The 24,550-nt window shown below is 71.4% G+C and carries 24 protein-coding genes; 15 read left to right on the top strand and 9 right to left on the bottom strand.

Annotated features, from left to right (window positions below; genetic code table 11):
• Positions 1-35: 35 nt before the first annotated feature.
• Complete coding sequence (locus tag ACWC91_RS24240; RefSeq protein WP_450641614.1) at positions 36-1,430, bottom strand: metallopeptidase TldD-related protein; 1,395 nt, start codon at positions 1,428-1,430, stop codon at positions 36-38.
• An 82-nt stretch (positions 1,431-1,512) separates the two neighbouring features.
• Complete coding sequence (locus tag ACWC91_RS24245) at positions 1,513-3,036, bottom strand: TldD/PmbA family protein (protein WP_450641613.1); 1,524 nt, start codon at positions 3,034-3,036, stop codon at positions 1,513-1,515.
• Positions 3,037-3,344: 308 nt separating this feature from the next.
• On the opposite strand from ACWC91_RS24245, the gene fabG reads away from it, so the two are divergent.
• From fabG to ACWC91_RS24260, 3 genes are all read left to right on the top strand, one after another.
• Positions 3,345-4,064, top strand: coding sequence for a 3-oxoacyl-[acyl-carrier-protein] reductase (gene fabG / locus ACWC91_RS24250; protein ID WP_225074043.1), 720 nt, complete (start codon positions 3,345-3,347; stop codon positions 4,062-4,064).
• A 5-nt stretch (positions 4,065-4,069) separates the two neighbouring features.
• A complete protein-coding gene (fabI, locus tag ACWC91_RS24255) occupies positions 4,070-4,837 on the top strand; it encodes an enoyl-ACP reductase FabI (protein WP_141362248.1) in 768 nt (255 codons plus the stop codon).
• Positions 4,838-5,047: 210 nt separating this feature from the next.
• The gene (locus ACWC91_RS24260) at positions 5,048-5,398 is read left to right on the top strand and encodes a hypothetical protein (RefSeq protein ID WP_225074042.1); all 351 of its coding nucleotides are present in this window, start codon (positions 5,048-5,050) and stop codon (positions 5,396-5,398) included.
• Here the strand turns inward: ACWC91_RS24260 and ACWC91_RS24265 are convergent.
• Positions 5,376-6,068, bottom strand: a complete 693-nt coding sequence (locus tag ACWC91_RS24265; protein ID WP_225074041.1) for a FadR/GntR family transcriptional regulator — start codon at positions 6,066-6,068, stop codon at positions 5,376-5,378. The genes ACWC91_RS24260 and ACWC91_RS24265 overlap by 23 nt on opposite strands.
• Before the next feature lie 82 nt (positions 6,069-6,150).
• Here ACWC91_RS24265 and ACWC91_RS24270 point away from each other — a divergent pair, with 82 nt between their 5' ends.
• From ACWC91_RS24270 to ACWC91_RS24285, 4 genes are all read left to right on the top strand, one after another.
• Entirely contained in the window at positions 6,151-7,506 is a 1,356-nt protein-coding gene (locus tag ACWC91_RS24270; RefSeq protein ID WP_225074040.1) for a CynX/NimT family MFS transporter, read from the top strand.
• A 49-nt stretch (positions 7,507-7,555) separates the two neighbouring features.
• On the top strand, positions 7,556-7,675 hold the full coding sequence (locus ACWC91_RS24275; protein WP_263637344.1) for an SGM_5486 family transporter-associated protein: 120 nt from the start codon (positions 7,556-7,558) through the stop codon (positions 7,673-7,675).
• Positions 7,676-7,928: 253 nt separating this feature from the next.
• Positions 7,929-8,138, top strand: coding sequence for a hypothetical protein (locus tag ACWC91_RS24280; RefSeq protein WP_281154796.1), 210 nt, complete (start codon positions 7,929-7,931; stop codon positions 8,136-8,138).
• A gap of 121 nt (positions 8,139-8,259) precedes the next feature.
• The gene (locus ACWC91_RS24285; protein ID WP_225074038.1) at positions 8,260-8,778 is read left to right on the top strand and encodes a SixA phosphatase family protein; all 519 of its coding nucleotides are present in this window, start codon (positions 8,260-8,262) and stop codon (positions 8,776-8,778) included.
• A 37-nt stretch (positions 8,779-8,815) separates the two neighbouring features.
• Here the strand turns inward: ACWC91_RS24285 and serB are convergent, their stop codons facing one another.
• Positions 8,816-10,024 carry a phosphoserine phosphatase SerB gene (gene serB / locus ACWC91_RS24290; RefSeq protein WP_225074037.1) on the bottom strand — a complete coding sequence of 403 codons (1,209 nt, stop codon included), beginning with the start codon at positions 10,022-10,024 and terminating at the stop codon, positions 8,816-8,818.
• 108 nt (positions 10,025-10,132) lie between these two features.
• Positions 10,133-12,436, bottom strand: a complete 2,304-nt coding sequence (locus ACWC91_RS24295) for a streptophobe family protein (protein ID WP_450641608.1) — start codon at positions 12,434-12,436, stop codon at positions 10,133-10,135.
• Between the two features lie 243 nt (positions 12,437-12,679).
• Here ACWC91_RS24295 and ACWC91_RS24300 point away from each other — a divergent pair, with 243 nt between their 5' ends.
• Positions 12,680-15,202, top strand: a complete 2,523-nt coding sequence (locus ACWC91_RS24300; RefSeq protein ID WP_225074035.1) for an ABC transporter ATP-binding protein/permease — start codon at positions 12,680-12,682, stop codon at positions 15,200-15,202.
• An 82-nt stretch (positions 15,203-15,284) separates the two neighbouring features.
• Here the strand turns inward: ACWC91_RS24300 and ACWC91_RS24305 are convergent, their stop codons facing one another.
• The gene (locus ACWC91_RS24305; protein WP_281154794.1) at positions 15,285-16,004 is read right to left on the bottom strand and encodes a transglycosylase SLT domain-containing protein; all 720 of its coding nucleotides are present in this window, start codon (positions 16,002-16,004) and stop codon (positions 15,285-15,287) included.
• 473 nt (positions 16,005-16,477) lie between these two features.
• Here ACWC91_RS24305 and ACWC91_RS24310 point away from each other — a divergent pair, with 473 nt between their 5' ends.
• The 3 genes from ACWC91_RS24310 (at position 16,478) to chpE (ending at position 18,659) form a co-directional block, all read left to right on the top strand.
• Entirely contained in the window at positions 16,478-17,623 is a 1,146-nt protein-coding gene (locus ACWC91_RS24310; protein ID WP_281154793.1) for a GAF domain-containing sensor histidine kinase, read from the top strand.
• A complete protein-coding gene (locus tag ACWC91_RS24315) occupies positions 17,616-18,257 on the top strand; it encodes a response regulator (protein ID WP_225074032.1) in 642 nt (213 codons plus the stop codon). The genes ACWC91_RS24310 and ACWC91_RS24315 overlap by 8 nt, the downstream gene beginning before the upstream one ends.
• Before the next feature lie 156 nt (positions 18,258-18,413).
• Positions 18,414-18,659, top strand: coding sequence for a chaplin ChpE (gene chpE, locus ACWC91_RS24320; RefSeq protein WP_225074031.1), 246 nt, complete (start codon positions 18,414-18,416; stop codon positions 18,657-18,659).
• 97 nt (positions 18,660-18,756) lie between these two features.
• Here the strand turns inward: chpE and ACWC91_RS24325 are convergent, their stop codons facing one another.
• On the bottom strand, positions 18,757-19,554 hold the full coding sequence (locus tag ACWC91_RS24325; protein WP_225074030.1) for a hypothetical protein: 798 nt from the start codon (positions 19,552-19,554) through the stop codon (positions 18,757-18,759).
• A 152-nt stretch (positions 19,555-19,706) separates the two neighbouring features.
• Between ACWC91_RS24325 and ACWC91_RS24330 the strand changes: the two genes are divergently transcribed.
• From ACWC91_RS24330 to ACWC91_RS24340, 3 genes are all read left to right on the top strand, one after another.
• The gene (locus ACWC91_RS24330; RefSeq protein ID WP_141362270.1) at positions 19,707-20,504 is read left to right on the top strand and encodes an ABC transporter ATP-binding protein; all 798 of its coding nucleotides are present in this window, start codon (positions 19,707-19,709) and stop codon (positions 20,502-20,504) included.
• Between the two features lie 51 nt (positions 20,505-20,555).
• Positions 20,556-20,987: an NfeD family protein gene (locus ACWC91_RS24335; protein WP_141362272.1), complete on the top strand. Its 432-nt coding sequence runs from the start codon at positions 20,556-20,558 to the stop codon at positions 20,985-20,987.
• 141 nt (positions 20,988-21,128) lie between these two features.
• On the top strand, positions 21,129-22,073 hold the full coding sequence (locus tag ACWC91_RS24340) for an SPFH domain-containing protein (RefSeq protein WP_141362274.1): 945 nt from the start codon (positions 21,129-21,131) through the stop codon (positions 22,071-22,073).
• A 66-nt stretch (positions 22,074-22,139) separates the two neighbouring features.
• On the opposite strand, the gene ACWC91_RS24345 is transcribed toward ACWC91_RS24340, so the two are convergent.
• Together ACWC91_RS24345 and ACWC91_RS24350 are read right to left on the bottom strand one after the other, a co-directional pair.
• The gene (locus ACWC91_RS24345) at positions 22,140-22,646 is read right to left on the bottom strand and encodes an HNH endonuclease (RefSeq protein WP_141362276.1); all 507 of its coding nucleotides are present in this window, start codon (positions 22,644-22,646) and stop codon (positions 22,140-22,142) included.
• Positions 22,647-22,810: 164 nt separating this feature from the next.
• Positions 22,811-23,350 carry a YbhB/YbcL family Raf kinase inhibitor-like protein gene (locus ACWC91_RS24350; protein ID WP_388472427.1) on the bottom strand — a complete coding sequence of 180 codons (540 nt, stop codon included), beginning with the start codon at positions 23,348-23,350 and terminating at the stop codon, positions 22,811-22,813.
• A gap of 74 nt (positions 23,351-23,424) precedes the next feature.
• On the opposite strand from ACWC91_RS24350, the gene ACWC91_RS24355 reads away from it, so the two are divergent.
• Positions 23,425-24,087 carry a DNA-3-methyladenine glycosylase gene (locus ACWC91_RS24355; protein WP_376501769.1) on the top strand — a complete coding sequence of 221 codons (663 nt, stop codon included), beginning with the start codon at positions 23,425-23,427 and terminating at the stop codon, positions 24,085-24,087.
• Positions 24,088-24,550: the final 463 nt, after the last annotated feature.

A 24,550-nucleotide genomic window follows, 5' to 3' on the forward strand; every position in this document is an offset into this window, starting at 1 on the left:
CTCTTCGGGCAGTCGGGTGACAGCCGACTACGAGGTTATACGCCCTGGCTGACAGAGCTCATGTTGAATTCCGGGACGCGCAGCGCCGGCATCGCGGCCCGGGTGAAGTAGTCGCTCCACTCCCTGGGCAGCGTCTTCTCGGTCCGCCCGGCCTCGGTCGCCCTTCCCAGCAGGTCCACCGGCGACTCGTTGAACCGGAAGTTGTTGACCCCGCCGGTCACCTCGCCGTTCTCCACGAGGTACACGCCGTCCCGGGTCAGGCCCGTGAGCAGCAGCGTCGCGGGGTCCACCTCGCGGATGTACCACAGACAGGTGAGCAGCAGCCCGCGCTCGGTGCCCGCGACCATCTCCTCCAGGGAGCGATCGCCACCCCCGTCGAGGATCAGGTTCCCGGCCGACGGGGCGAGCGGCAGGCCGGTCAGGCCCGCGCTGTGCCGGGTGGTCAGCAGATGCCGCAGCTCGCCGCCGCCGATCCACTCGGTGGCGTGCACGGGCAGTCCGTTGTCGAACACCGACCTGTCTTCCCCGGAGGAGTGCGCCACCACGAACGGCGCGCACTCCAGGCCGGGCTCGTCCGGATCGCTGCGCAGCGTCAGCGGAAGCTCGGTCAGCTTCTCGCCGACGCGGGTGCCGCCGCCCGGCTTGGAGAACACCGTGCGCCCCTCGGCGGCGTCCCGGCCCGAGGACGACCAGATCTGGTAGATCAGCAGATCGGCGACCGCCGTCGGCGGCAGCAGCGTCTCGTACCGCCCCGCGGGCAGCTCGATCCGGCGCTCCGCCCAGCCGAGCCGTACGGCCAGCTCCGCGTCCAGCGCCGCCGGGTCGACGTCCTTGAAGTCCCGCGTGGACCGCCCGGTCCACGCCGAGCGGGTGCGGTCCGGGGACTTGGCGTTCAGCTCCAGCGTCCCGGCCGGCTGGTCGTGGCGCAGCCGCAGGCCCGTCGACGTGCCCAGGTACGTCGACACCATCTCGTGGTTGGCGAAGCCGTACAGTTCGCGGCCACCGGCACGCGCGCGTGCGAACGACTCGCCGAGCGCCGGCGCGAAGTCCGCGAACACCGCGGAGGAGGTCTCGGCGGGCGCGTCGGTGAAGCCCGGGGACCGCGGTACGTCCGTGACCAGCGGCTGGGCGTCCTCGGCGGGCCCGGCCCCGCGCGCGGCGGCCTCCGCGGCCCGCACCAGCGGCTCCAGCTCGTCCTCGGTCACGGCGGCCCTCGACACCACGCCCGAGGCGGTGCCCTCCCGGCCGTCGACGGTCGCGATCACGGTGAGGGTGCGCCCGCGTGTGACACCGTTCGTGGTCAGCGCGTTGCCCGCCCAGCGCAGATTGGCGGTGGACTGCTCGTCGGCGATCACGACGCACCCGTCGGCCCGGGACAGTGCGAGGGCGCGCTCGACGACCTCGTGCGGCTTTCTGCTACGCGGGCTCATCGACCGGCCTCCTGCGTGGTGTTGAGACTGTGCTTTTCCGGGGGACAACCCCCGGACCCCCGGCCGGCTCCGAAACCGACGCTCATCGACCGGCCTCCTGCGTGGTGTTCAGAATGTTGACGCCCTTGAAGAGTGCCGACGGGCAGCCGTGCGAGACCGCCGCGATCTGGCCCGGCTGGGCCTTGCCGCAGTTGAAGGCGCCGCCCAGGACATACGTCTGCGGTCCGCCCACGGCCGCCATGGAGCCCCAGAACTGGGGCGTGATCCCCTGGTAGGCGAAGTCGCGGACCTGCCCGTCGAGGCGGCCGTCGCGGATCCGGTACGCCCGCTGACCCGTGAACTGGAAGTTGTAGCGCTGCATGTCGATCGACCAGGACCGGTCCCCGACGACGTAGATCCCGCGGTCGACGCTCCCGATGAGATCCTCGGTCGACAGCCCGGCCGGGTCGGGCTGGAGCGACACGTTCGCCATGCGCTGCACGGGCACATGGCCGGGGGAGTCGGCGAAGGCGCACCCGTTGGACCGCTCGAACCCGGTCAGCTGCGCGATCCTGCGGTCCAGCTGGTAGCCGACCAGCGTGCCGTCCCTGACCAGGTCCCAGGACTGCGCCTCGACGCCCTCGTCGTCGTAGCCGACGGTGGCCAGGCCGTGCTCGGCGGTGCGGTCGCCGGTGACGTTCATCAGCTCGGAGCCGTACTTCAGCTTGCCCAGCTGGTCGAAGGTGGCGAAGGAGGTGCCGGCGTAGGCGGCCTCGTAGCCGAGGGCCCGGTCCAGCTCGGTGGCGTGGCCGATGGACTCGTGGATGGTCAGCCACAGGTTGGAGGGGTCGACGACCAGGTCGTAGACGCCCGCCTCGACGCTCGGCGCGCGCATCTTCTCGGCGAGCAGCCCGGGAATCCGCTCCAGCTCGTCCTCCCAGTCCCAGCCGGTCCCGGTGAGGTACTCCCAGCCGCGCCCGACGGGCGGGGCGAGGGTGCGCATCGAGTCGAACTCGCCGCTGGACTCGTCCACCGACACGGCGGTCAGCTGCGGATGCAGCCGCACCCGCTGCTGCGTGGTCACGGTCCCGGCGGTGTCGGCGTAGAACTTGTTCTCGTGCACGGTCAGCAGTGAGGCGTCGACATGGTCGACGCCGTCGGCCGCGAGCAGCCGCGCGCTCCACTCGGCGAGCAGCCCCGCCTTCTCCTCGTCGGGCACGGTGAAGGGGTCGATCCCGTACGAGGACACCCAGGTCCTCTCCCCGTGCACCGGCTCGTCCGCCAGCCTCACATACTCGTCGGACCCCGCGGCCTTGATGACCTGCGCCGACAGCTTGGCCATCGCGACCGCCCGTGAGGCGACCTTGGCTGCCGCGTCCGGCGTCAGGTCCACCCCGGAGGCGAACCCCCAGGTCCCGCCGTGCACGACGCGCACCGCGTATCCCAGGTCGGTGGTGTCCGACGACCCGGCGAGCCGGGTGTCCCTGAGCCGCCAGGACGCACCGCGCACCCGCTCGAACCGGAAGTCCGCGTGCTCGGCCCCCAGTGAACGCGCGCGTGCCAGGGCGGCGTCGGCGAGGGGGCGTAGGGGCAGGGCGAGGAACGACTGATCGACTTCGTGGGGCACGGGCGGGCTTCCCTTCGAGGCGCTCTCCTGTGATGGCCGTCGCGGGCAGTGAATCACGTCCCACGCGTCGTGTTCCTCCGAGTAAGTGACACGGGGACGAGCGGACCCTTCGGCGAACGTCCCGGCACGGCGGACCGGCCACGACGTTCCGACTGTAGGAACCCGACAGGAGCCGGGGAGAGCCACTGTCGGTGCCCGATTGCCCGGTGGCGTGGCCGGACCGATAGGTTTTCGGTGAAGCCGCCTGTCATCGAGGTGTTCGGGCGGGTTGTCGGAATGCTTCAGACCGCTATCGAAAGGGTGATCCGTTGAGCCGCTCGGTTCTCGTCACCGGAGGCAACCGGGGGATCGGCCTCGCCATCGCCCGCGCGTTCGCCGACGCCGGCGACAAGGTCGCCATCACCTACCGTTCGGGGGAGCCGCCGGCCGCCCTCAAGGAAATGGGCTGCCTCGCCGTCAGGTGCGACATCACCGACTCCGAGCAGGTGGAGCAGGCCTACAAGGAGATCGAGGCCGCGCACGGCCCCGTCGAGGTCCTCGTCGCCAACGCCGGCGTCACCAAGGACCAGCTCCTGATGCGCATGTCCGAGGAGGACTTCACCTCGGTCCTCGAGACCAACCTCACCGGCACCTTCCGGGTCGTCAAGCGGGCCAACCGCGGCATGCTGCGCGCCAAGAAGGGCCGTGTCGTGCTGATCTCCTCGGTGGTCGGCCTGCTCGGCTCGGCGGGCCAGGCCAACTACGCCGCCTCCAAGGCCGGCCTGGTCGGCTTCGCGCGGTCCCTCGCCCGTGAGCTGGGTTCGCGCAACATCACCTTCAACGTCGTCGCCCCCGGTTTCGTCGACACCGACATGACTCGGGCGCTCTCCGACGAACAGCGCGAGAACATCATGGGGCAGGTGCCGCTCGGCCGGTACGCCCAGCCCGAGGAGATCGCCGCGGCGGTGCGGTTCCTCGCCTCGGACGACGCCTCGTACATCACTGGAGCCGTCATTCCCGTTGACGGCGGACTGGGAATGGGTCACTGATCACCATGAGCGGAATCCTCGAGGGCAAGCGCGTCCTGATCACCGGTGTGCTGATGGAGTCCTCCATCGCCTTCCACGCCGCCAAGCTGGCCCAGGAGCAGGGCGCGGAGATCATCCTCACCGCCTTCCCGCGGCCCACGCTGACCGAGCGCATCGCCAAGAAGCTCCCGAAGCCGACCAAGGTCATCGAGCTCGACGTCACCAACGACGAGCACCTGGGCCGCCTGGCCGACATCGTCGGCGAGGAGCTCGGCGGCCTCGACGGCGTCGTCCACTCCATCGGCTTCGCGCCGCAGGACGCGCTGGGCGGCAACTTCCTCAACACGCCGTTCGAGTCGGTCTCCACCGCCATGCACGTCTCGGCGTTCTCCCTGAAGTCGCTGACCATGGCCTGCCTGCCGCTGATGCAGAACGGCGGCTCGGTCGTCGGCCTGACCTTCGACGCCCAGTACGCCTGGCCGCAGTACGACTGGATGGGCCCGGCCAAGGCCGCCCTGGAGGCGACCAGCCGCTACATGGCGCGCGACCTGGGCAAGCAGAACATCCGCTGCAACCTCATCTCCGCGGGCCCGATCGGCTCCATGGCCGCCAAGTCCATCCCGGGCTTCGGCGAGCTGGCCTCGGTGTGGGACACCCGTGCCCCGCTGGAGTGGGACCTGAAGGACCCCGAGCCGGCCGGTCGCGGCATCGTGGCCCTGCTGAGCGACTGGTTCCCGAAGACCACCGGCGAGATCATCCACGTCGACGGCGGTCTGCACGCCATCGGCGCGTGACGCTGCCGCTGAGCCTCAGCGACGTGTGAGGGCCCGTACCCCCGAGGGGGTGCGGGCCCTCCGCCGTTGCCCGGGGTTGTCCTCCGCGGCCGGTTGGACGGTTCACCCGGTCGGGGCACTCGGCCGGGCAGGCGACGCGCCGGGTGTGCACGCTGAAAGTCCGCCCTCACCTCGCGTTCTCCTTCGCAGGACGGCCGAGGAGGTTCCGGTGTGCGTCTGCTCCGCGGCGCGGCCCCACTGATCGTGGCCGTCGCCCTCGCGCTGTCGCTGCCGTACGGGTCGACGCCTGACACACGCGCGCGTGCCGGTCCGCCCGCGGCGCAGGAGCCGTTCGGCGCCGGCTGCCGCACCACCGTCTCCGGCTCCGAGGTGACCGCGTACTGCCACAACCCGTATCCCGGGACCGACCGTGTCAGCCTGCACGTCGAGTGCGACGACTGGTGGGACATCGGCAGCGACGGCTCCCCGGTGGCCGCGGAACCCGCGCAGACCGTGCGGCTGACCGGCCGCTGCTGGAAAGAGGTGCGCTCGGCCTGGATCACTCACCAGCGGGCGAAGTGATCCGGCCCGTACGGCACAGCAGCGCGTAGCTCGCGGCCTCGGCGGCGGCCGTCTCGGCGTCGCCCTCGCGGATCGCGTCGAGCAGCCGGGTGTGGTCCATGTACGTGTCCGGCGTCAGTTCCGCGCCGACGTCCGCGCGCAGCCAGTCCCGCAGCACCTCGCCCAGATCCGCGTACGTCGCCGTCATCACGTCGTTGTGGGACGCGGCCACCACCGCCAGGTGGAACGTGGCGTCCGCGGTCACGAACGCCTCCGTGTCACCGGACTCCCAGGCCTGCTCGCGGCGCAGGAACTGCGCGTGGAGCTGCTTGAGGTCCTTCTCGGTGCGCCGCTCGGCGGCCAGCCCGGCCGCGGCCGACTCCAGCGCGGAACGCAGCTCGGCGATGTGCCGCGGATCGGCCTCGGCGAACCTGCGGTGCATCACGCCCGCCAGCTCGCTGGTCGCCACGACGTACGTGCCCGAACCCTGGCGGATGTCCAGCAGACCGTTGTGGGCCAGTGCCCGGACCGCCTCGCGGACCGTGTTGCGGGCCACACCGAGCTGCTCCACCAGCTCCGGCTCCGTCGGGATGCGGGAGCCGACCGGCCACTCGCCCGTGGTGATCTGGCTGCGCAGGGCGGCGATGACCTGTTCGGACAGCGCCGACCGGCGCGGATGGTTCAGCGGCATGGCACACCTTCGCACGCGGGACCCGGGGTCAGGACCCCGAGGCGTCGACAACCAATCATCCCATCATTCTATGATGGTTCTCATGCCACGCGAGGAAACGACCCGCACGACGACACAGACGACCGAACGCGTCCCGGCCGCGACCACCGGTTCCCGGGACATTCCGGAGCCGGAACCGCACGGACGACGAGCGCCCGGTGGCGGCGCCACGCGCGCGTGGACCACGCGCCTGGTCGTCGTCGGACTCGTGCTGACCGCACTGAACCTCCGCCCCGCCATCACCAGCCTCGGCGCGCTCCTGGAGGAGGTGCGCCACGGGCTCGGCATGAGCGGCAGCGTCGCCGGAGTGCTCACCTCCGTGCCCCCGCTCTGCTTCGCCGTCTTCGGCGTCATGGCACCCCGGCTGGCCCGCCGCTTCGGACCGGCCGCCGTGGTGTGCTCGGGCATGGTCGCCATCGCCGCCGGACTGGCGATTCGGCCCTACGTGGGCAGCACGGCCGCGTTCGTCGCCGCCAGCGCGCTGGCCCTCATGGGCATCGCCGTCAGCAACGTCCTGATGCCGGTCATCGTCAAGCGCTGGTTCCCCGACCGGGTCGGCACCATGACCGGCCTGTACTCGATGGCCCTCGCCCTCGGCACCTCGGCCGCCGCCGCGGTGACCGTGCCGCTGACCGGGGCGCTCGGCGGCAACTGGCGGTCGGGCCTCTCCGTGTGGGCCCTGCTCGCCGCGGTGGCGGTGCTGCCGTGGCTGCCGGTGGTACGGGACCGGTCCCGTACCACCGCGCAGGCGCCGGCCCACACCGGAGCCGCGTCCGGGGAAACGGCCCGCGCGCGGGAGGCGCAGGCCCCGGCGCTGCGCATCGCCCGCAGCCGTACCGCCTGGGCCCTGGCCGTCTTCTTCGGACTCCAGGCCACCGCCGCCTACATCACCATGGGCTGGATGGCGCAGATCTTCCGGGACGCGGGCGTCCCCGCCGGCAAGGCCGGACTGCTCCTCGCCGTCACCATGGCGATGGGCGTGCCGCTGGCCTTCGTCATCCCGCGCCTGGCCACCCGGCTGCCCCACCAGGGCCCGATCGTGCTGGTGCTCGGCGCCTGCGGCCTGGTCGGCTACGCCGGTCTCTATCTCGCGCCCGCCACCGGCTCCTGGGCCTGGGCCCTGCTCCTCGGCATCGCCAACTGCGCCTTCCCGCTCGCGCTCACGATGGTCGGCATGCGGGCCAGGACCGGTCCGGGCGTGGCCCAGCTGTCCGCGTTCGCGCAGAGCACCGGCTACCTGATCTCCATCCCGGGTCCGCTGCTGGTCGGCGTGCTGTACCAGAGCAGCGGCGGCTGGGGGCTGCCCATCGCGCTCATGGCCGGACTGATGGTGCCGCAGATGGTGGTCGGCTACGTGGCGGGCCGCGACCGCACGGTGGAGGACGAGGCGGCGCGCTGAGGCTGCCCCGCGGGCCGCGTTCCGGGCGAAGGGTGCGAGACTGGGGCGCATGCAGCCTGTGCTCGACCCGAACCCCAAGGACGGCCAGAGGAAGATGCTGTTCGTCCTCGGCACGTTCTTCGCCATCTTCGTGATCATCGCCATCGTCGCCACCCTCGCGGCGCCGTGACCGACCTGCCGCCGCGGCCCCGCGCCGCGGCGGCGGCCGCTTTCCCCGCGCCGTACGTGCGTCCTGTGACGTCCGCCGGCCGGTGATGCTCGTCCTCGGGGTCGATGGTGGGGTTAACCCCCCATCCCCTAGGGGGTGAGGGTCAGGGGCAAGTGGGTGGATCACCGGATGGGCCGGGGAGCGCGGATTCCGTAGCTTCGAGATGTGACCGCGAGAGGCGGTCCACGGACCTCGGAGACCAGCGGAGGCGATCATGTCGGCGCGTACGCACACCCGGCCCCACCCGGCGACCACGGACGCCGGCGTCGAGTCCCGGCTGCCGTGGTGGGCCCTGGCCCTGCCGGTGCTGGCGTTCGTCGCGCTGCTCCTCATGATCCGCAACCCGGCGGAGGCACAGGCGGCCTCCGGCGACCCCGCGATCACCCAGATGTTCCGGCACGCCCGGGAACTGCTCGCCCGTTGACGCCCAAAGGGGGCGCCCCGGACGCCGTCCCCGGCTCATGGTCCCGGGCCGCCCGCCCGCCTGAGAAGGCGCATGTCAACTCCCTGCGCCCCATGGCCTGTTTCATGCGAAGCTGGGACGCATGAGCGTCGCAGAACCCCGCAGGATTGTCCTTTTCCGGCATGCGAAAGCCGACTGGCCGCAGGTGACCGACCGCGAACGACCACTCGCCGAGCGGGGCCGCAAGGACGCCGCAGTCGCCGGCCGCAAACTGGCCGACGCCGGTGTCGCCTTCGACCTGGCCCTGTGCTCGACCGCGACCCGAACCCGCGAGACCTGGAAGCTCGCCGTCCACGAGTTGCCGCATCGGCCGAAGACGGTCTACGAGGAGCGGGTCTACGACGCCTCGCCCGGCGAGCTGATCACCGTGCTCAACGAGACGCCGGACGATGTGCGGAGCGTGATCCTCATCGGCCACAACCCAGGCATCCAGGGCCTTGCCGAGGTGCTGTCCGGTTCGGCCGAGGGCGACGCCCGCGAACGGATGAGCCGCCGTGGATTCCCGGCCGCCGCGTTCGCGGTGGTGTCCTTCGACGGCTCCTGGAAGGCCCTGGAGCCGGGTGTGGCCACGCTGCTCGACTACTGGGCGCCGTCGGAGTAGTCCGACGGCGGTGCGGGAGGCGGCCGGCGCGGACCGCTCAGCTCTCCTCGTGCGCGTCCGCCGCCTCGACCTCTTCGCGGGTGACCCCGAGCAGGTAGAGGACGGTGTCGAGGAACGGCACGTTCACCGCCGTGTGCGCCGCCTCCCGCACCACCGGCTTGGCGTTGAAGGCGACCCCGAGACCGGCCGCGTTGAGCATGTCCAGGTCGTTCGCGCCGTCACCGATCGCGACCGTCTGCGACAGCGGAACGCCCGCCTCGGCGGCGAACCGGCGCAGCAGCCGCGCCTTGCCCGCCCGGTCGACGATCTCGCCGGTGACCCGGCCGGTCAGCTTCCCGTCGACGATCTCCAGGGTGTTGGCCTGCGCGAAGTCCAGCCCGAGCCGTTCCTTCAGATCGTCCGTGACCTGGGTGAAGCCGCCCGAGACGACACCGACCTGGTAACCGAGCCGCTTGAGCGTACGGATCAGGGTGCGCGCCCCCGGCGTAAGGCGCACCTCGCTGCGCACCTTGTCCACCACGGAGGCGTCCAGCCCCTCCAGCAGGGCCACACGGGCGTGCAGCGACTGCTCGAAGTCCAGCTCGCCGCGCATCGCCGCCGCCGTCACCTCGGCGACCTTGTCCTCGCAGCCGGCGTGCCCGGCGAACAGTTCGATCACCTCGTCCTGGATGAGCGTGGAGTCCACGTCCATGACGACCAGGCGCTGGGCCCGCCGGTGCAGGCCCGCCCCCACGACCGCGACATCGACACCGAGTGCCGCGGCCTCCGTCGCGAGAGCGGTGCGCAGCGGCTCCGTCTCCACGCCGGACACCGCGAACTCCACCGCCGTCACCGGGTACTTGGCCAGCCGGAAGATACGGTCGATGTTGCCGCCGGCCCGGGTGATCCGCGCGGCGATCCGGGCGGTCGCCTCCGCGGTGAGCGGGTGGCCGAGAACGGTGACCAGGGAGCGTCCCAGGCCGCGCGGCCGGTTGTCGCCGCGGCCGGAGATGATCTCCGCCTGCATCTTCATCGACTCGGCCCAGCTGTGCACGGTGGCCCGCAGGTCGCCCTCCAGCGAGGCGGGCGGCTGGGTGACGAGCGCGCAGAGCACGATCCGGCCACGGGTGACGACCTGCTCGATGTCGACCACGTCGACGGAGTAGGCGGCGAGGGTGTCGAAGAGGCCGGCCGTGATGCCCGGCCTGTCCTTCCCGAAGATCTTGACGAGAAGGGTGGGATCGGCAGAGGTCTGCGAAGCGCTCATGGTGCTTCCACCGTATCCGGCACCCAGTGCCCGCTGCCCCTCAGGTCCGCCTGACGGACAGCGAACAACAGGTGTCCACCGGACGACGGCCTGCCTGCCGTCCGGTGCTCACTTCTTCGGAGACCGCGGCGGCCTGGGCGGAGGCGGCGGAGGCGGCGGAGGGGGCCCATCGTCCTGCGCGCCCGGGGGCCGCTTCGGCGGCCGCGGAGGCGGGAGGGGCCGCACAGGCCCCACCACCGTCGGCGCCCCGTACACGTCGTCCCCCGAACCCGCCGGCCGATCCTGCCCATCGCCGGGTCCGCCGGCCTCACCCGGCTCGACGGGCTCCGCCCGGCCGGATCGCCTTCGGCCATCAGGCGGACGACCATCCGCCGGATTGGTGTCCTGGCGGCCTCGCGGTCCGCCCGAGTCCGCCGGCCGGTCCCGTCCGCCGCCGGGTGGGCCCGGTCGGCCCGGCCCTTCCGGCTCGGCGGGCTGGGCCCGGCCGGACTGGCTTCGGTCGTCCTGCGGGCCTGGCCGAGCCCGCCCCCTGCCTGGTCCGCCTTGTCCGTCCGGTTCGGTGGGCTTTGCCCAACCGGACTGGCCGCGGCCGTCGGGCGGACGGCGGCTCGCCGGATTGGTGTCCTGCCGGCCTCGCGGCCCGCCCGAGTCCGCCGGCCGAGCCCACCCCCCGCCGCGTCCCCCGGGTTCGGCCGCCCCAGCCGCCTCGGTGGACTCCGCCCCGCCGTACCGCGCCCGGCCGTCCGGCAGGCGTGCGTCCCGTGGGCGGGACTCCTCAGGACGGGCTTCCTGCGGGGCTCGCAGTTCGTCCGGTAGGCGCAGGTACGGGTTGGTGGACGGGTTCGGCGGGCGGTACGGCGCCCCTGGTGCGTAGGGGGTCCCCGACGCGTAGGGGCCGGGTCCGCTCGTACGGCCGGGCATTCCGGCCTCGTTCGTGGCGGTCCGTATCCCGTGACCGGCTTCCTCCGCGGTCCCGGCCCCAGGGGCGGCCCCTTCCGCGACGGTCTTGTCACCCCGTGCCAAGGGCGCCGCACGGCTGCCGGCGGCTCCGGTCGCGCTCGCCAGCAGGGCGCCCACGGCGCCCGCGCCGGCCCCCCACACGGCGCCGAGCAGCAGCGCCGTGCCCAGCTGCCCGCGCAGTTCCACCCCGGCGCCGAACGCGTCGAAGCCGAGGACGGACAAGGACGCGTCCACCGACACCGCCGCCGTCCACGCGAGCAACGGCAGCGCCAGCGCGGTGGCGACGCCCAGCCGCAGCGCGCACCGCCCCGCGAAGCCGAGGGCGCCGCGGCCCGGCGCCGCTCCCACCGGAGTCCGTACCGCCGTCAGCACCCCCGCCAGCAGCATCGCCAGCGCCGCCGCGACGCCCAGCAGCCACACCCGGCCGTCCAGGTCGGCCAGACGGGACAGCGTGACCGGTTGGTCGGAGTGCGCCGTCAGCAGCCTGTCCAGCGGGTCCGGCAGCAGCCCGGTCAGTTCGCCGGTCGCCCTGCCGTCCCAAGGGACGAAGAGACCGATCGTGATGCCGAGCCACACCCCGTTGGGGGTGCCGAGCAGTGCCGCGCCCGCGATGCGCCGGGGGTGGTCGTCGCCGGTCGCCGCGTACGCGGCCGCCGCGAGACCCGCCGCCACGGCGACCATCAGCACCGTGACGAGCGCCGACACGGCCGGCCGCACCACCCGGTGCACGGCCTCCCAGCCGCGCGGCAGCGGCGTGCGGCGTGAGGCGAGCAGGGCGATCAGCAGGACCCCGGCCGACCAGGCGAGCCCGCCCAGCAGGGTCGGCCCCGTGTCGACGGTGAAGCCGACCGCGGCCTTGGCGTCGATGAGCCGGCCGATGCGGTCGGGCAGGAGCCCGCCGATGTTCCCCAGGTCGCCGAGCCCCGGAATGTTCACGCCGCCGGATCCCGCGCCGCCCGGCAGCCTCCCGACCCCGAGCGCGCCCCCGTCGATCGTGACGACGTCGTGGCCCGCCCAGGCCAGCCCGCCCAGCACCGCCACGAACAGCGCCACCACCGCGCCCGCCCGGGCCAGGAGTTCGGCCGGGGCGATCACAACTCCCGCCGCGCGCAAGGACCGTAGGAAGAACCACGACAGCAGCAGCGCACCGACCAGACTCACCCCGAGTGGCGTGATCTGGAGGGCGGTGTGCGCCTCGGCGCCTTTCAGGCCGAACGCGGACACATCACCGGACGGCGTGACCGAACCACCCGCCCCAAGTGCCACCACCGCGGCGGTCATCGGCCCGAGCGAACCCGCCGCGTCGGCCCGCAGCAGATGCAGACCCAGCGCGGCCGTGCCCGCCATGCCGATCAACGCCCAGCTCACGGAGGCGATCGCGGACAGCAGCACGTCGAGCCACGGCAGACGTGCACCATGCCTCGCGGTCCCTACGTCCGTGGCAGCGCTCATGGCAGACCCCCCGATCCGCGGCGCGGCCCGACTGCCGCGCATGTCCCCCCTCGCGTGAAATACCACTCTCCGGCCGGGTTTCAACCCCGTAGGCGAAAAAGCAGCCGAAGCGGACGTACACACTCTTCACAAGGCCCGGCTTTCGGTCAGTGGGCTGAGCCTGAAATAGTTCCCCACGATGTTCGACATCCCTAGACTCCCCGCGACGGGGGCAACTCGGGGGACAACTCAGTGGGGCTTGGAGTGCCGGAACTCGTACTGGAAACCAATGGACGGACCTGGACGCTCGACCCGTCCCGGTCCTACGCCCTGGGACGCGATCCGCAGGGGGACATCGTGTTCGACGACGCCAGGGTCTCCTGGCGTCACGCCACGGTCAGCTTCAACGGCCGCAGTTGGGTCATCGATGACCACGGGAGCACCAACGGCACCTTCGCGCAGGGCCGTCGGATCCACCAGCTGGAACTCGGGCCGGGCGCGGCCGTCCACCTCGGCAACGCGACCGACGGGCCGCTGCTGAGCCTTTCCGGCGCCGCGGCCCCGGCGGCGACGCCGCAGGCCCAGCCGCAGCAGCAGCCGTACGCGGCCCAGGGTGCGAACCCCGGCTGGGCGCAGCAGGCGCCGCAACAGCAGTCCCCGCAGGCCGGTTGGCAGGAACCGCAGCAGGGGCAGCAGACGCCGTCGATCCCGCAGCAGCAGGGCCCCGGCAGCGGCGCGGGGGCGCCGCCGGTCTACGGCGACCGCAGCCCGACGACCTTCCACCAGTTCTCGCTCGGCCGCGTGATGCGCATCGGCCGTGCCCTGGAGAACGACCTGGTCGTCTCCGACCTCCAGGTCTCCCGCAACCACGCGGAGTTCCACGCCACGCCCGACGGCCGCTTCGAGATCCGCGACCTGGGCTCGCACAACGGCACGTACGTCAACGGCCACCCGGTCCCCAAGGGCGGCTCGGTGCAGCTCGGCCCGACCGACATCGTCGGCGTCGGCCACTCGACGTTCCGGATCGTCGGCGACCGGCTGGAGGAGTTCGTCGACACCGGCGAGGTGTCCTTCTCCGCCCGCCACCTGACCGTGACGGTCGACGGCGGCAAGCAGATCCTCAGGGACGTCTCCTTCGGCCTCCCGGAGAAGTCGCTGGTCGGAGTCATCGGCCCGTCCGGTTCCGGCAAGTCGACCCTGCTGAAGGCGCTCACCGGTTACCGGCCCGCCGACCAGGGCGAGGTCCTCTACGACCACCGCAACCTGTACAAGCAGTTCGCCGAGCTGCGTCAGCGCATCGGCCTGGTCCCGCAGGACGACATCCTGCACAAGGAACTGGCCGTGAAGAAGGCCCTGAGGTACGCGGCCAAGCTGCGCTTCCCGGCCGACACGACGGCCGCCGAGCGCGAGGCCCGCATAGACGAGGTGCTGCGCGAGCTGAAGCTGGACGTCCACAAGGACAAGAAGGTCACCTCCCTCTCGGGCGGCCAGCGCAAGCGCGTCTCGGTGGCCCTCGAGCTGCTCACCAAGCCGTCGCTGATCTTCCTGGACGAGCCGACGTCCGGTCTCGACCCGGGCATGGACCGCGATGTCATGCAGCTGCTGCGGGGACTCGCGGACGACGGCCGCACGGTCCTCGTCGTCACCCACTCGGTGGCCGAGCTGGCCCTGTGCGACAAGCTGCTGGTGATGGCGCCGGGCGGCGCCGTGGCCTACTTCGGTCCGCCGGAGGAGGCGCTGAACTTCTTCGGCTACGACACCTGGGCCGATGTGTTCTCCGCCTTCGAGAACTACCGCGACTACGACTGGGCGGGCCGCTGGAAGGGCTCGCAGCACTACCAGATGTACGCCGCGGACATCGACGCCGTCGAGCCGCAGTCCGTACACATGCCTCCGCCGCAGGCCATCAGGCCGCCCAAGCCGCAGGGCTGGGGCTCGCAGCTGATGACCCTGATCCGCCGGTACGTGTCGGTGATCGCCTCCGACAAGGGCTTCCTGGCGCTGTCGCTGATCCTCCCGGCGGTGCTCGGCGCGGTCAGCCTGCTCATCGACCACAACCGCGGACTGCTGGTCAACGAGCAGATCAACCGGACGACGGGGCTGCACGTCCCGAACGGCACGGCGACCACGGTGCTGCTGATCCTCGCGGTCGGCGCCTGTTTCGCGGGCGCCGCGAACTCCGTCCGCGAACTGATCAAGGAACGGGTCATCTACGAGCGGGAACGCGCCACCGGCCTGTCCCGCTCGGCGTACCTGATGTCCAAGGTGATCGTGCTCGGCGCGGTCACCGTGATCCAGGGCCTGATGGTCGGCGTGATCGGCTTCTCCAGCCGTGAGATCCCCGAGAAGGGCCTGATCCTGGGCAACGCCACACTGTTCGAGCTGTGCCTGCCGATCATGGCGCTCGGCTTCACCTCGATGATGTTCGGCCTGGTCATCTCCTCGCTGGTGAAGACCGCCGAGAAGACCATGCCGCTGCTGGTGATGTTCGCCATCGTCCAGGTCGTGTTCACCGGCTGCCTGTTCACGCTGAACGGCACCATCGGGGTCAACGAGTTCTCGTACCTGATGCCGTCGCGCTGGGCGGTGGCCGCCGCCGGCACCACGCTGGACTTCAACAACATCGCCCCGAACACCGACGATCCGACCAGCACGGACCCGCTGTGGGACCACACGGCCTCGGCCTGGGGCATCGACATGGTCGCGCTGATCGCGCTCGGTGTCGTGTGCGGCTTCCTGGTGGCGCGCTTCCTGCGCCGCCACGAGCCGGAGGTCATGCGCAAGTAACCGCGCCGCGTCACGGCACGAAGGGCGGCACCCCGCGGTGGGGTGCCGCCCTTCGGCGTGCTGTCAGAGGTCCGCGCCGGCCTCAGTACGCGCTGTTGACGTGGTCGATGGAGCCGTACCGGTGCGCCGCGTAGTTGGCGGCGGCGGTGATGTTGGCGACGGGGTCGTAGATGTTCTTGGACGTGCCGGGCACGTGGTACGCGTTGAAGGTCGGGCCGATGACCTGGAGCAGACCCTTGGACGGGATGCCGTTGCGCGCGTTGATGTCCCAGTTGTTGATGGCGTTCGGGTTGCCCGAGGACTCGCGCATGATGTTGCGGTGCAGGCCGTTGTAGGAGCCGGGGATGTTGTGCTGCTTCATGACGGCGAGCGCCTGCCGGATCCAGCCGTCCAGGTTGTTGCCGTAGCTGGTGTGGACGGCGACCGTCTGCATCTGGGGGCGCTTGGCGGACCGGCTCGCGGCCTGCTTGGCCTCGTGCGCGACCTTGGCCTTGTGCGTGGCCTTGGCCTTGTGCAGGGCGGCGGCCCGGGCCTGCTGCTTCACGGCGGCCTGCTTCTTGGCCGCGATCGCCTGGATCTTCACGCTCTCGCCCGCGAGCTGGTCGGTGACGCTGGCCTTGACGCCCTGGATCGGCTGGGAGCCGAGCTGCACCGGGGCGGCGGCGACGCTGCTCGTCGGTTCGGCCTGGCTGGGCGCGGCCGAGAAGGCCACTGCGGCCGCACCGAGGACGGCGACGCCGGCGACGGCGATCTTGCGGGGGTGGGCCAGGGCACGACTGTGACGACGGAAGTTTGCGGGCATGGCGAAATAGACCTCTTCGAGTAGCTCGGAGGTCGCTCTCCGGACTGCGGGAGGGGGTCCGTCCCACACAATCGCCGCGAGCGGAAACCCGCGGCGTTGAGCGACGAGAGCAATTCTTAGCGGCCGCAAAATGCCCTGGCAAAGGTGTGACGTACGAAGCCGGGTAGTGGAGCGGAACGGACAAAATAGGACAGACGGGAACGTCTGTCCCGTTCGCGATGGGGCCTGCTGTCTCCTATGTCCGTTCGTACGTGACCTGCGTCCTGTGGGTGCCCTCACATCGGGGGCGAGGTTTTCTCACCGTTGGTTGCCGTCGCAACGCACTGGGTGAGCGGGTTCTCCGAGTGGGACGCGGTACGCGCCGCCGCCCCCGGCCCGTCCGGTACCGGGCCGCCGGACCTAGGTCCAGCGACCGGGGCGCGGCCGTCACAGGGCCGATCCGCGCCGTCACCCCCCGCCGGTACCGTGAGGACATGAGTCAAGGCCCCAGGTCCGGCCTCGCCGCGGTGAGCGCCGCGCTGCTGGCCATGAGCAGGCATCTGGAGGTGCGCGACGTCCTGAAGACGATCGTCGCCTCGGCCCGCGAACTGCTCGACGCGCAGTACGCCGCCCTCGGCGTGCCGGACGACCACGGGGGCTTCGCCCAGTTCGTGGTCGACGGGGTCAGCGACGAGCAGTGGCGGGCCATCGGCCCGCTCCCGCGCCAGCACGGCATCCTCGCCGCGATGCTGCACGGGGCCCGCTCCGAGCGCCTCGCGGACCTGCGCGAGGACCCGCGCTTCGAGGGCTGGCCCGCCGCCCACCCGGAGATGTCCGACTTCCTGGGCCTGCCGATCCGCGACGGCGACGAGGTCATCGGCGCCCTGTTCCTCGCGAACAAGAACCGCGAGACGCCCCGGGGCGGCTGCGGCTTCACCGAGGAGGACGAGGAACTGCTCGCCATCCTCGCCCAGCACGCCGCGATCGCCCTCACCAACGCCCGCCTCTACGAACGCAGCCGCGAGCTGACCATCGCCGAGGAGCGCTCCCGTCTCGCCCACGAACTGCACGACGCGGTCAGCCAGAAACTGTTCTCCCTGCGCCTGACCGCCCAGGCCGCCACCGCCCTCGTGGACCGCGACCCGGCGCGCGCCAAGGGCGAACTGCAGCAGGTGGCCGCGCTCGCCGCCGAGGCCACCGACGAACTGCGCGCCGCCGTCGTGGAGCTGCGCCCCGCCGCCCTCGACGAGGACGGCCTGGTCGCCACCCTCCGCACCCAGATCCAGGTCCTCGACCGCGCCCACAGCGCGCGCGTCACCTTCACGACCCGCGGCATCCGCGCCCTGCCCGCCGCGCAGGAGGAGGCCATGCTCCGCGTCGCCCAGGAAGCCCTGCACAACGCGCTGCGGCACGCGTGGGCGGACCACGTCCACGTCACCCTGGACCGCCGTGGCAGCGGTGCCGTCCTGCGGATCACCGACGACGGCACCGGCTTCGACCCGAAGGCGGTGCGCCGCGCGGGACGCCATCTCGGCCTGGTCTCCATGCGGGACCGGGCGAGCGGGGTCGGCGGACGGCTGACAGTGGAATCGGAGCCCGGCAAGGGCACCGCGATCGAGATGGAGGTCCCCGGTGGCTGACGCAATCAAGGTGCTGCTCGTCGACGACCACCAGGTGGTCCGCCGGGGCCTGCGCACCTTTCTGGAGGTGCAGGACGACATCGAGGTCGTGGGCGAGGCGGCGGACGGCGCCGAGGGAGTCGCCCGCGCCGAGGAACTGAGGCCCGACGTCGTCCTCATGGACGTCAAGATGCCCGTCATGGACGGGGTCGAGGCGCTGCGCCGGCTCCGCGAACTCGACAACCCCGCACGCGTGCTGATCGTCACCAGCTTCACCGAGCAGCGCACGGTGGTCCCGGCGCTGCGCGCGGGCGCCGCCGGGTACGTCTACAAGGACGTGGACCCCGACGCTCTCGCCGGCGCCATCCGCTCGGTTCACGCCGGGCACGTCCTCCTCCAACCGGAGGTCGCGGGCGTCCTGTTGTCCCAGGAGGAGAACAACTCCGGCCAGAGCCGCGGAACGTCACTGACGGAGCGGGAGCGGGAGGTGCTCGGCCTGATAGCCGACGGCCGCTCGAACCGCGAGATCGCCCGGGCCCTGGTGCTCTCCGAGAAGACCGTCAAGACACATGTGTCGAACATCCTGATGAAGCTCGACCTGGCGGACCGCACCCAGGCCGCGCTGTGGGCCGTACGCCACGGCGTGAGCGGCTGACTCCACCCGCGGACGGCAATGCGGAGGGTTCCCCTCCGGACTGAGATTCATACCGTCGTGGGAATGTCCCCCGGATGGCGCAACCTCCGTGCGCCCCGGCCGTTCTCCAGTGCGTGCCGCGGCGACCGTCGCGGCGATCACCAGGAGGGGTCGGAAGTGAAGAACCTGAAGAAGGCGGCGGCCGTGACGATGGTGGCCGGGGGGCTCGTGGCCGCGGGCGCCTCCATGGCCTCCGCCACCGACGGTGCCTGGGCCTGCGGCGCCGCCAAGGGCTCCCCGGGCGTCGTCTCGGGCAACGTCGTCCAGGCCCCGGTCCACATCCCGGTCAACGCCGTCGGGAACAGCGTCAACGTCATCGGCGTCCTGAACCCCGCCTTCGGCAACCTCGGCCTCAACCACTGAGCCACCTCGACCGACGGCCTCCCGGCTCCCCCCGGGAGGCCGTTTCGCGTTCCCCTTCGCCGTCCGCGGGCAGTCCCGACGCCGGTCGGGCCACTCGTCAGCGCGCCCCTTTCTCCCGCTTCTCCCGCTCCTCCACCACCGAGTTGTACGCCGCCACCTGCGCCCGCCGAGCCGTCCGCTCCACCGGACGCAGCGCGGCCCCCCGCGCCGCCATCTCGGACGCGCTCACGGCGCCCCCGTGCCCCTTCTCGTACGCCAGCGACACCAGCAGCGCCACCCGCCGCGCCAGCTCCAGCACCCGCACCGCCCGCGGCGGATACCCCGGCGCCAGAACCTCCTGCCCCCGCTCGGCCCGCGCCCGGTACGCGTCGATCGCCGCCTCCGCCACCGGCCCCGATCCGGCCACGTCCAGCCGAGACAGCACCGAAGTCGCCTCCCGCAGCGCCTCCGCCAGTTCCCGTTCGGCCTCGCCCAGTGACGGCACGTCGGCCGGCGGCGCCTCCCGCACGGGCAGCACGTGCCACAGCACCTCCGCGTGGACATCGCCCTCGGGTCCCGCCTCGTGCACCTGGGGCACCAGCCCGAACGCGGCCCCGTGGCAGAGCACCGCCTCCCCGGCCTCCAGCGCCCGCGCGTTGAACTCCGGCGGCCCGCTCAGCCCCAGCGGATGCCCCGGCGCGGGCAGCGCCACCCGCAGCGCGCCCACCCCGAGCCGCCGCAGCCGCCCCAGCGCCAACGTGAGTCCGACCGGCCCCGACTCCCCGGGCAGCCCTTCCACCCGATGGACAGCGTCGTCCCCGACGATGGCGAGCACGGCGTCGTCCGGTGAGACATATCCGGACAAGAGGGAGTTTCCCCAAGCGGCGAGGCGTCCAGAGCGCGGTTCCGAGAGCATGCCTCCACCCTAAGGACCGGACCGATGGAACGGCCCGCCCGGCTCGTGGCGTAGATTCGGTGAGGGCTGCGCCCACCGGCGCGGCGGACCCAGCCACAGGCGTACGCGACAGCCGAGACCGGCGGCACACTGCAAGGGGAGACAACGCGCTCATGAGCGATGTTCTGGAGCTTCAGGACGTATCCGTGGTCCGTGAGGGCCGGGCTCTCGTGGATCAGGTCTCCTGGTCGGTCAAGGAGGGTGAGCGCTGGGTCATCCTCGGCCCCAACGGCGCCGGCAAGACCACCCTGCTGAACGTCGCCTCCACCTACCTCTTCCCCAGCAGCGGCACCGCCACCGTCCTCGGCGAGACGCTCGGCAGGCCCGGCACCGACGTCTTCGAGCTGCGCCCCCGCGTCGGCATGGCCGGCATCGCCCTGGCCGAGAAGCTCCCCAAGCGCCAGACCGTGCTCCAGACCGTGCTGACCGCCGCCTACGGCATGACCGCCGGCTGGCAGGAGGAGTACGAGGACGTCGACGAGCAGCGCGCCCGCGCCTTCCTCGACCGCCTCGGCATGAGCGACTACCTGGACCGCAGGTTCGGAACCCTCTCCGAGGGCGAGCGCAAGCGCACCCTGATCGCCCGCGCCCTGATGACCGACCCCGAACTGCTCCTGCTCGACGAGCCCGCCGCCGGTCTCGACCTCGGCGGCCGCGAGGACCTGGTCCGCCGCCTCGGCCGGCTCGCCCGGGACCCGATCGCCCCTTCGATGATCATGGTCACCCACCATGTCGAGGAGATCGCCCCCGGCTTCACCCACGTCCTGATGATCCGCCAGGGCAAGGTCCTCGCCGCCGGCCCGCTGGAGCTCGAACTCACCTCCCGCAACCTCTCCCTGTGCTTCGGTCTCCCGCTCGTCGTCGAACAGGTCGGTGACCGCTGGACCGCCCAGGGACTGCCGCTGTCCTGAACCCACTCCGCACCCTGTCCGCCGTCACCGCCCGCGGCCTAACATGACCATGTGAACAACATCGACGCATGGGTGTGGTGGCTGGTCGGCGCGGCGGCGCTCGGAATCCCGCTCGTGGTGACCGCGATGCCGGAGTTCGGCATGTTCGCGGTGGGGGCGGTCGCCGCCGCGGCCGTCGCGGGCTTCGGCTTCGGCGTCGTCGTCCAGGTGCTCACCTTCGTCGTCGTCTCGGTCGCCCTCATCGCCGTCGTCCGGCCCATCGCGGCCCGGCACGGCAAACAGCGCCCCGAACTCGCCACGGGAGTGGACGCGTTGAAGGGCAAGCAGGCCGTCGTCCTGGAACGCGTCGACGGCTCCGGCGGCCGTATCAAGCTCGCCGGGGAGATCTGGTCGGCACGCGCGCTCGACACGGACCACGTCTACGAAGCCGGCGAACAGGTCGACGTCGTGGACATCGAGGGCGCCACCGCCGTCGTCATGTGACCTCGCACCAAAGGCGACAACGCAAGTGGGCCGAACAGGCAGCGAGTTGGGTAACGGTCTGTCAGACTCGACCAGCAAGATCTTCGACAACCGTAAGATCTTCCGAAAGAGCCGAGGCGGAGAAGGGTACGGGCAGCAACGATGGCACCGGTCATCATCGTTCTGATCATCCTGGTGGTGTTGGTCTTCATCGCCCTGATCAAGACGATCCAGGTCATCCCACAGGCGAGCGCCGCCATCGTCGAGCGCTTCGGCCGCTACACACGAACACTGAACGCGGGCCTCAACATCGTCGTCCCGTTCATCGACACCATCCGCAACCGCATCGACCTGCGTGAACAGGTCGTGCCGTTCCCGCCGCAGCCGGTGATCACCCAGGACAACCTGGTCGTGAACATCGACACCGTCATCTACTACCAGGTGACCGACGCCCGCGCCGCCACCTACGAGGTCGCCAGCTACATCCAGGCCATCGAGCAGCTCACGGTCACCACCCTGCGCAACATCATCGGCGGCATGGACCTGGAGCGCACCCTGACCTCCCGCGAGGAGATCAACGCGGCCCTGCGCGGCGTCCTCGACGAGGCCACCGGCAAGTGGGGCATCCGCGTCAACCGCGTCGAGCTGAAGGCCATCGAACCGCCCACCTCCATCCAGGACTCGATGGAGAAGCAGATGCGCGCCGACCGCGACAAGCGCGCCGCGATCCTCACCGCCGAAGGTACGCGCCAGGCCGCCATCCTCACCGCCGAGGGCGAGAAGCAGTCCCAGATCCTGCGCGCCGAGGGTGAGGCCAAGGCCGCAGCCCTGCGCGCCGAGGGCGAGGCCCAGGCCATCCGCACCGTCTTCGAGTCCATCCACGCCGGAGACCCCGACCAGAAGCTGCTCTCCTACCAGTACCTCCAGATGCTCCCGAAGATCGCCGAGGGCGACGCCAACAAGCTCTGGATCGTGCCCAGCGAGATCGGCGACGCCCTCAAGGGCCTGTCCGGAGCCATCGGCAACTTCGGTTCCCTGGGCGGCGCTCCGAGCGGCGGCAACGCCCCCGCGGCCACCGAACGCCGCGAGAAGCCGTCCATCGACTGACCCGTCCGGTCCGCCATGCCAGTGGGGCCCGCCTTCGTCACGAAGGCGGGCCCCACTGATGTACGCCTACGCGGCCGACCGGGCCAGCCAGGCGGGAAGCGCCTCCAACTCCTCCTGCCCCAGCGCCAGAAGCATCGCGTCCGCGGGCGTCGGCTCGAACGGCTCCCGCAGCAGCGGCATCCCGGCCTGCTCCGGAGTCCGGTCCGCCTTGCGGTGGTTGTCCTCCGCGCACGAGGCCACCGTGTTCAACCAGGTGTCCTGCCCGCCCCGCGACCGCGGCACCACGTGGTCCACGGTCGTCGCGCGCCGCCCGCAGTACGCGCACCGGTGCCGGTCCCGTACGAGCACACCCCGTCTCGACCACGGAGCCTGTCTTCGGAACGGCACCCTCACATACCGGCACAGCCGTATGACCCGGGGTGCGGGGATGTCGACCTCGGCACCACGCAGCCGCAGCTCCGGATGAGCCTGCTCGACCACGGCCTTCGACTGGAGCACCAACACGACCGCTCGCTTCAGCGTCACCGTCGACAGCGGCTCGAAGCTCGCGTTCAGCACCAGCGTGTCCCGCATCCCAGCCCACCTCCCAAGAGCGCCGGCCCACCCCCTGGCGGGCTGGATCAACTCTGGCCGGGCTCGCCGGGATGGACAACGCAATAAAAATGCCCGCCCCCGGCCACGTCCAAGACCAGAAGCGGGCAAACGTTCAGTGAACGGCGGCCTGCGCGCCGCGCGGCTCAGCCCTCGGCGGGATTCTCGTACTCACCGATCAGCTGCGCGCGCGCCAGCGTGTGGAAGCGCAGGTTGAAGCCCACCACCGCGGGCGAGGCGTCCGAGTCCGGACCGAGCTTGTCCTGGTCCACGGCGTACACCGTGAACACATACCGGTGCGGTCCGTCCCCGGGCGGCGGCGCGGCACCGCCGAAGTCCTTCGTGCCGTAGTCGTTGCGCGCGTGCACGGCGCCCCCGGGAAGCCCCTTGAACGCGCCGCCGCCCGCACCCGCAGGCAGCTCCGTCACCGAGGCCGGGATGTCGAACACCACCCAGTGCCAGAACCCGCTGCCCGTCGGGGCGTCCGGGTCGTAGCAGGTCACGGCGAAGCTCTTGGTCTCCGGCGGAAAACCCGCCCAGCGCAGCTGCGGGGAGGTGTTCCCGCCCGCGTGGACCTGAGCGTCCCCGAGCGTCGCGCCCTCCCGGACGTCGTCGCTCGTGACCGTGAAGGACGGCACGGGCGGATGGAAGTCGTGGGGGAGCGGCCGCCGCTTGAGCTCGGTCACCTCGGTACCTCCTGATCGGTTCCTGGATGATTCCCGATCAATGATCCCATCCGGCTGGACTACGCTCGTGAGCCGTGATCGCGTCCTCGGCCCGTACGCCGCTGCCCAGAGAGTTCTTCGACCGCCCCGTCGTGGAGGTCGCCCCCGACCTGCTGGGCCGCGTCCTGGTGCGAACGACCCCCGACGGCCCGATCGCCCTGCGCCTGACGGAGGTCGAGGCCTACGACGGTCCGAACGACCCCGGCTCCCACGCCTATCGCGGCCGCACGGCCCGCAACGGCGTGATGTTCGGTCCCCCCGGCCACGTATACGTCTACTTCACCTACGGCATGTGGCACTGCATGAACCTGGTGTGCGGACCCGAGGGCAGGGCGAGCGGAGTCCTGCTCCGCGCCGGCGAGATCGTCGAGGGCGCCGAGCTGGCCCGCGCCCGCCGCCTCTCGGCCCGCGACGACAAGGAGCTGGCCAAAGGTCCGGCCCGTCTGGCCATGGCCCTGGCCGTGGACCGGACCCTCGACGGCACCGACGCCTGCGCCGCCGGCGACACCCCTATACGGATGCTCACCGGTACACCCGTCCGTGCCGATCAGGTACGCAACGGTCCGCGCACCGGAGTGGCCGGCGAGGGCGGCAACGGCGACGTCCACCCCTGGCGCTTCTGGGTCGCTGACGACCGGACGGTGAGCCCGTACCGGGCCCATGTGCCGAGGCGCCGCCGAAGTGGACTGGGAAGTTGACTCGCCAGCGGAAGGTGCGTAACGTGGCCCAAGCCGCTGAACCGGGTACGGCGATCGCCTGCAGCCGGAGCGGCCAACCCACTACCTAACGATCACCCCTTCAGCGGGGTCGTCTTCGGTGCGCCCGCGTACCCGAATTCGAACTCGCAAGGACTCGATTATGAGTCGCCGGGGAAATCAGCTAGCGTAGTGAATGTCGAAAGGCCGACGGGCGAAAGCCCAAAAGCCCAGGACAAACCCCGCTGACTGGGGATCAGGTCGAGAAAGGATCTGATAGAGTCGGAACCGCCGGAAAGGGAAACGCGAGAGCGAAGAACTGGAAAGCGCCGAGGAAATCGGATCGGAAAAAGATCTGATAGAGTCGGAAACACCGAAGGGAAGCCCGGAGGAAAGCCCGAGAGGGTGAGTACAAAGGAAGCGTCCGTTCCTTGAGAACTCAACAGCGTGCCAAAAATCAACGCCA

The organism is Streptomyces sp. NPDC001204, assembly GCF_053598035.1.

What these genes read in the sequence shown, in the direction of transcription:
- ACWC91_RS24240 (WP_450641614.1), bottom strand. Translation starts at nt 1,430, where the DNA reads ATGAGCCCGCGTAGCAGAAAGCCGCACGAGGTCGTCGAGCGCGCCCTC.
- fabI (WP_141362248.1), top strand. Translation starts at nt 4,070, where the DNA reads ATGAGCGGAATCCTCGAGGGCAAGCGCGTCCTGATCACCGGTGTGCTG.
- ACWC91_RS24265 (WP_225074041.1), bottom strand. Translation starts at nt 6,068, where the DNA reads ATGCCGCTGAACCATCCGCGCCGGTCGGCGCTGTCCGAACAGGTCATC.
- ACWC91_RS24270 (WP_225074040.1), top strand. Translation starts at nt 6,151, where the DNA reads ATGCCACGCGAGGAAACGACCCGCACGACGACACAGACGACCGAACGC.
- ACWC91_RS24275 (WP_263637344.1), top strand. Translation starts at nt 7,556, where the DNA reads ATGCAGCCTGTGCTCGACCCGAACCCCAAGGACGGCCAGAGGAAGATG.
- ACWC91_RS24280 (WP_281154796.1), top strand. Translation starts at nt 7,929, where the DNA reads ATGTCGGCGCGTACGCACACCCGGCCCCACCCGGCGACCACGGACGCC.
- ACWC91_RS24285 (WP_225074038.1), top strand. Translation starts at nt 8,260, where the DNA reads ATGAGCGTCGCAGAACCCCGCAGGATTGTCCTTTTCCGGCATGCGAAA.
- serB (WP_225074037.1), bottom strand. Translation starts at nt 10,024, where the DNA reads ATGAGCGCTTCGCAGACCTCTGCCGATCCCACCCTTCTCGTCAAGATC.
- ACWC91_RS24295 (WP_450641608.1), bottom strand. Translation starts at nt 12,436, where the DNA reads ATGAGCGCTGCCACGGACGTAGGGACCGCGAGGCATGGTGCACGTCTG.
- ACWC91_RS24305 (WP_281154794.1), bottom strand. Translation starts at nt 16,004, where the DNA reads ATGCCCGCAAACTTCCGTCGTCACAGTCGTGCCCTGGCCCACCCCCGC.
- ACWC91_RS24310 (WP_281154793.1), top strand. Translation starts at nt 16,478, where the DNA reads ATGAGTCAAGGCCCCAGGTCCGGCCTCGCCGCGGTGAGCGCCGCGCTG.
- ACWC91_RS24325 (WP_225074030.1), bottom strand. Translation starts at nt 19,554, where the DNA reads ATGCTCTCGGAACCGCGCTCTGGACGCCTCGCCGCTTGGGGAAACTCC.
- ACWC91_RS24330 (WP_141362270.1), top strand. Translation starts at nt 19,707, where the DNA reads ATGAGCGATGTTCTGGAGCTTCAGGACGTATCCGTGGTCCGTGAGGGC.
- ACWC91_RS24340 (WP_141362274.1), top strand. Translation starts at nt 21,129, where the DNA reads ATGGCACCGGTCATCATCGTTCTGATCATCCTGGTGGTGTTGGTCTTC.
- ACWC91_RS24345 (WP_141362276.1), bottom strand. Translation starts at nt 22,646, where the DNA reads ATGCGGGACACGCTGGTGCTGAACGCGAGCTTCGAGCCGCTGTCGACG.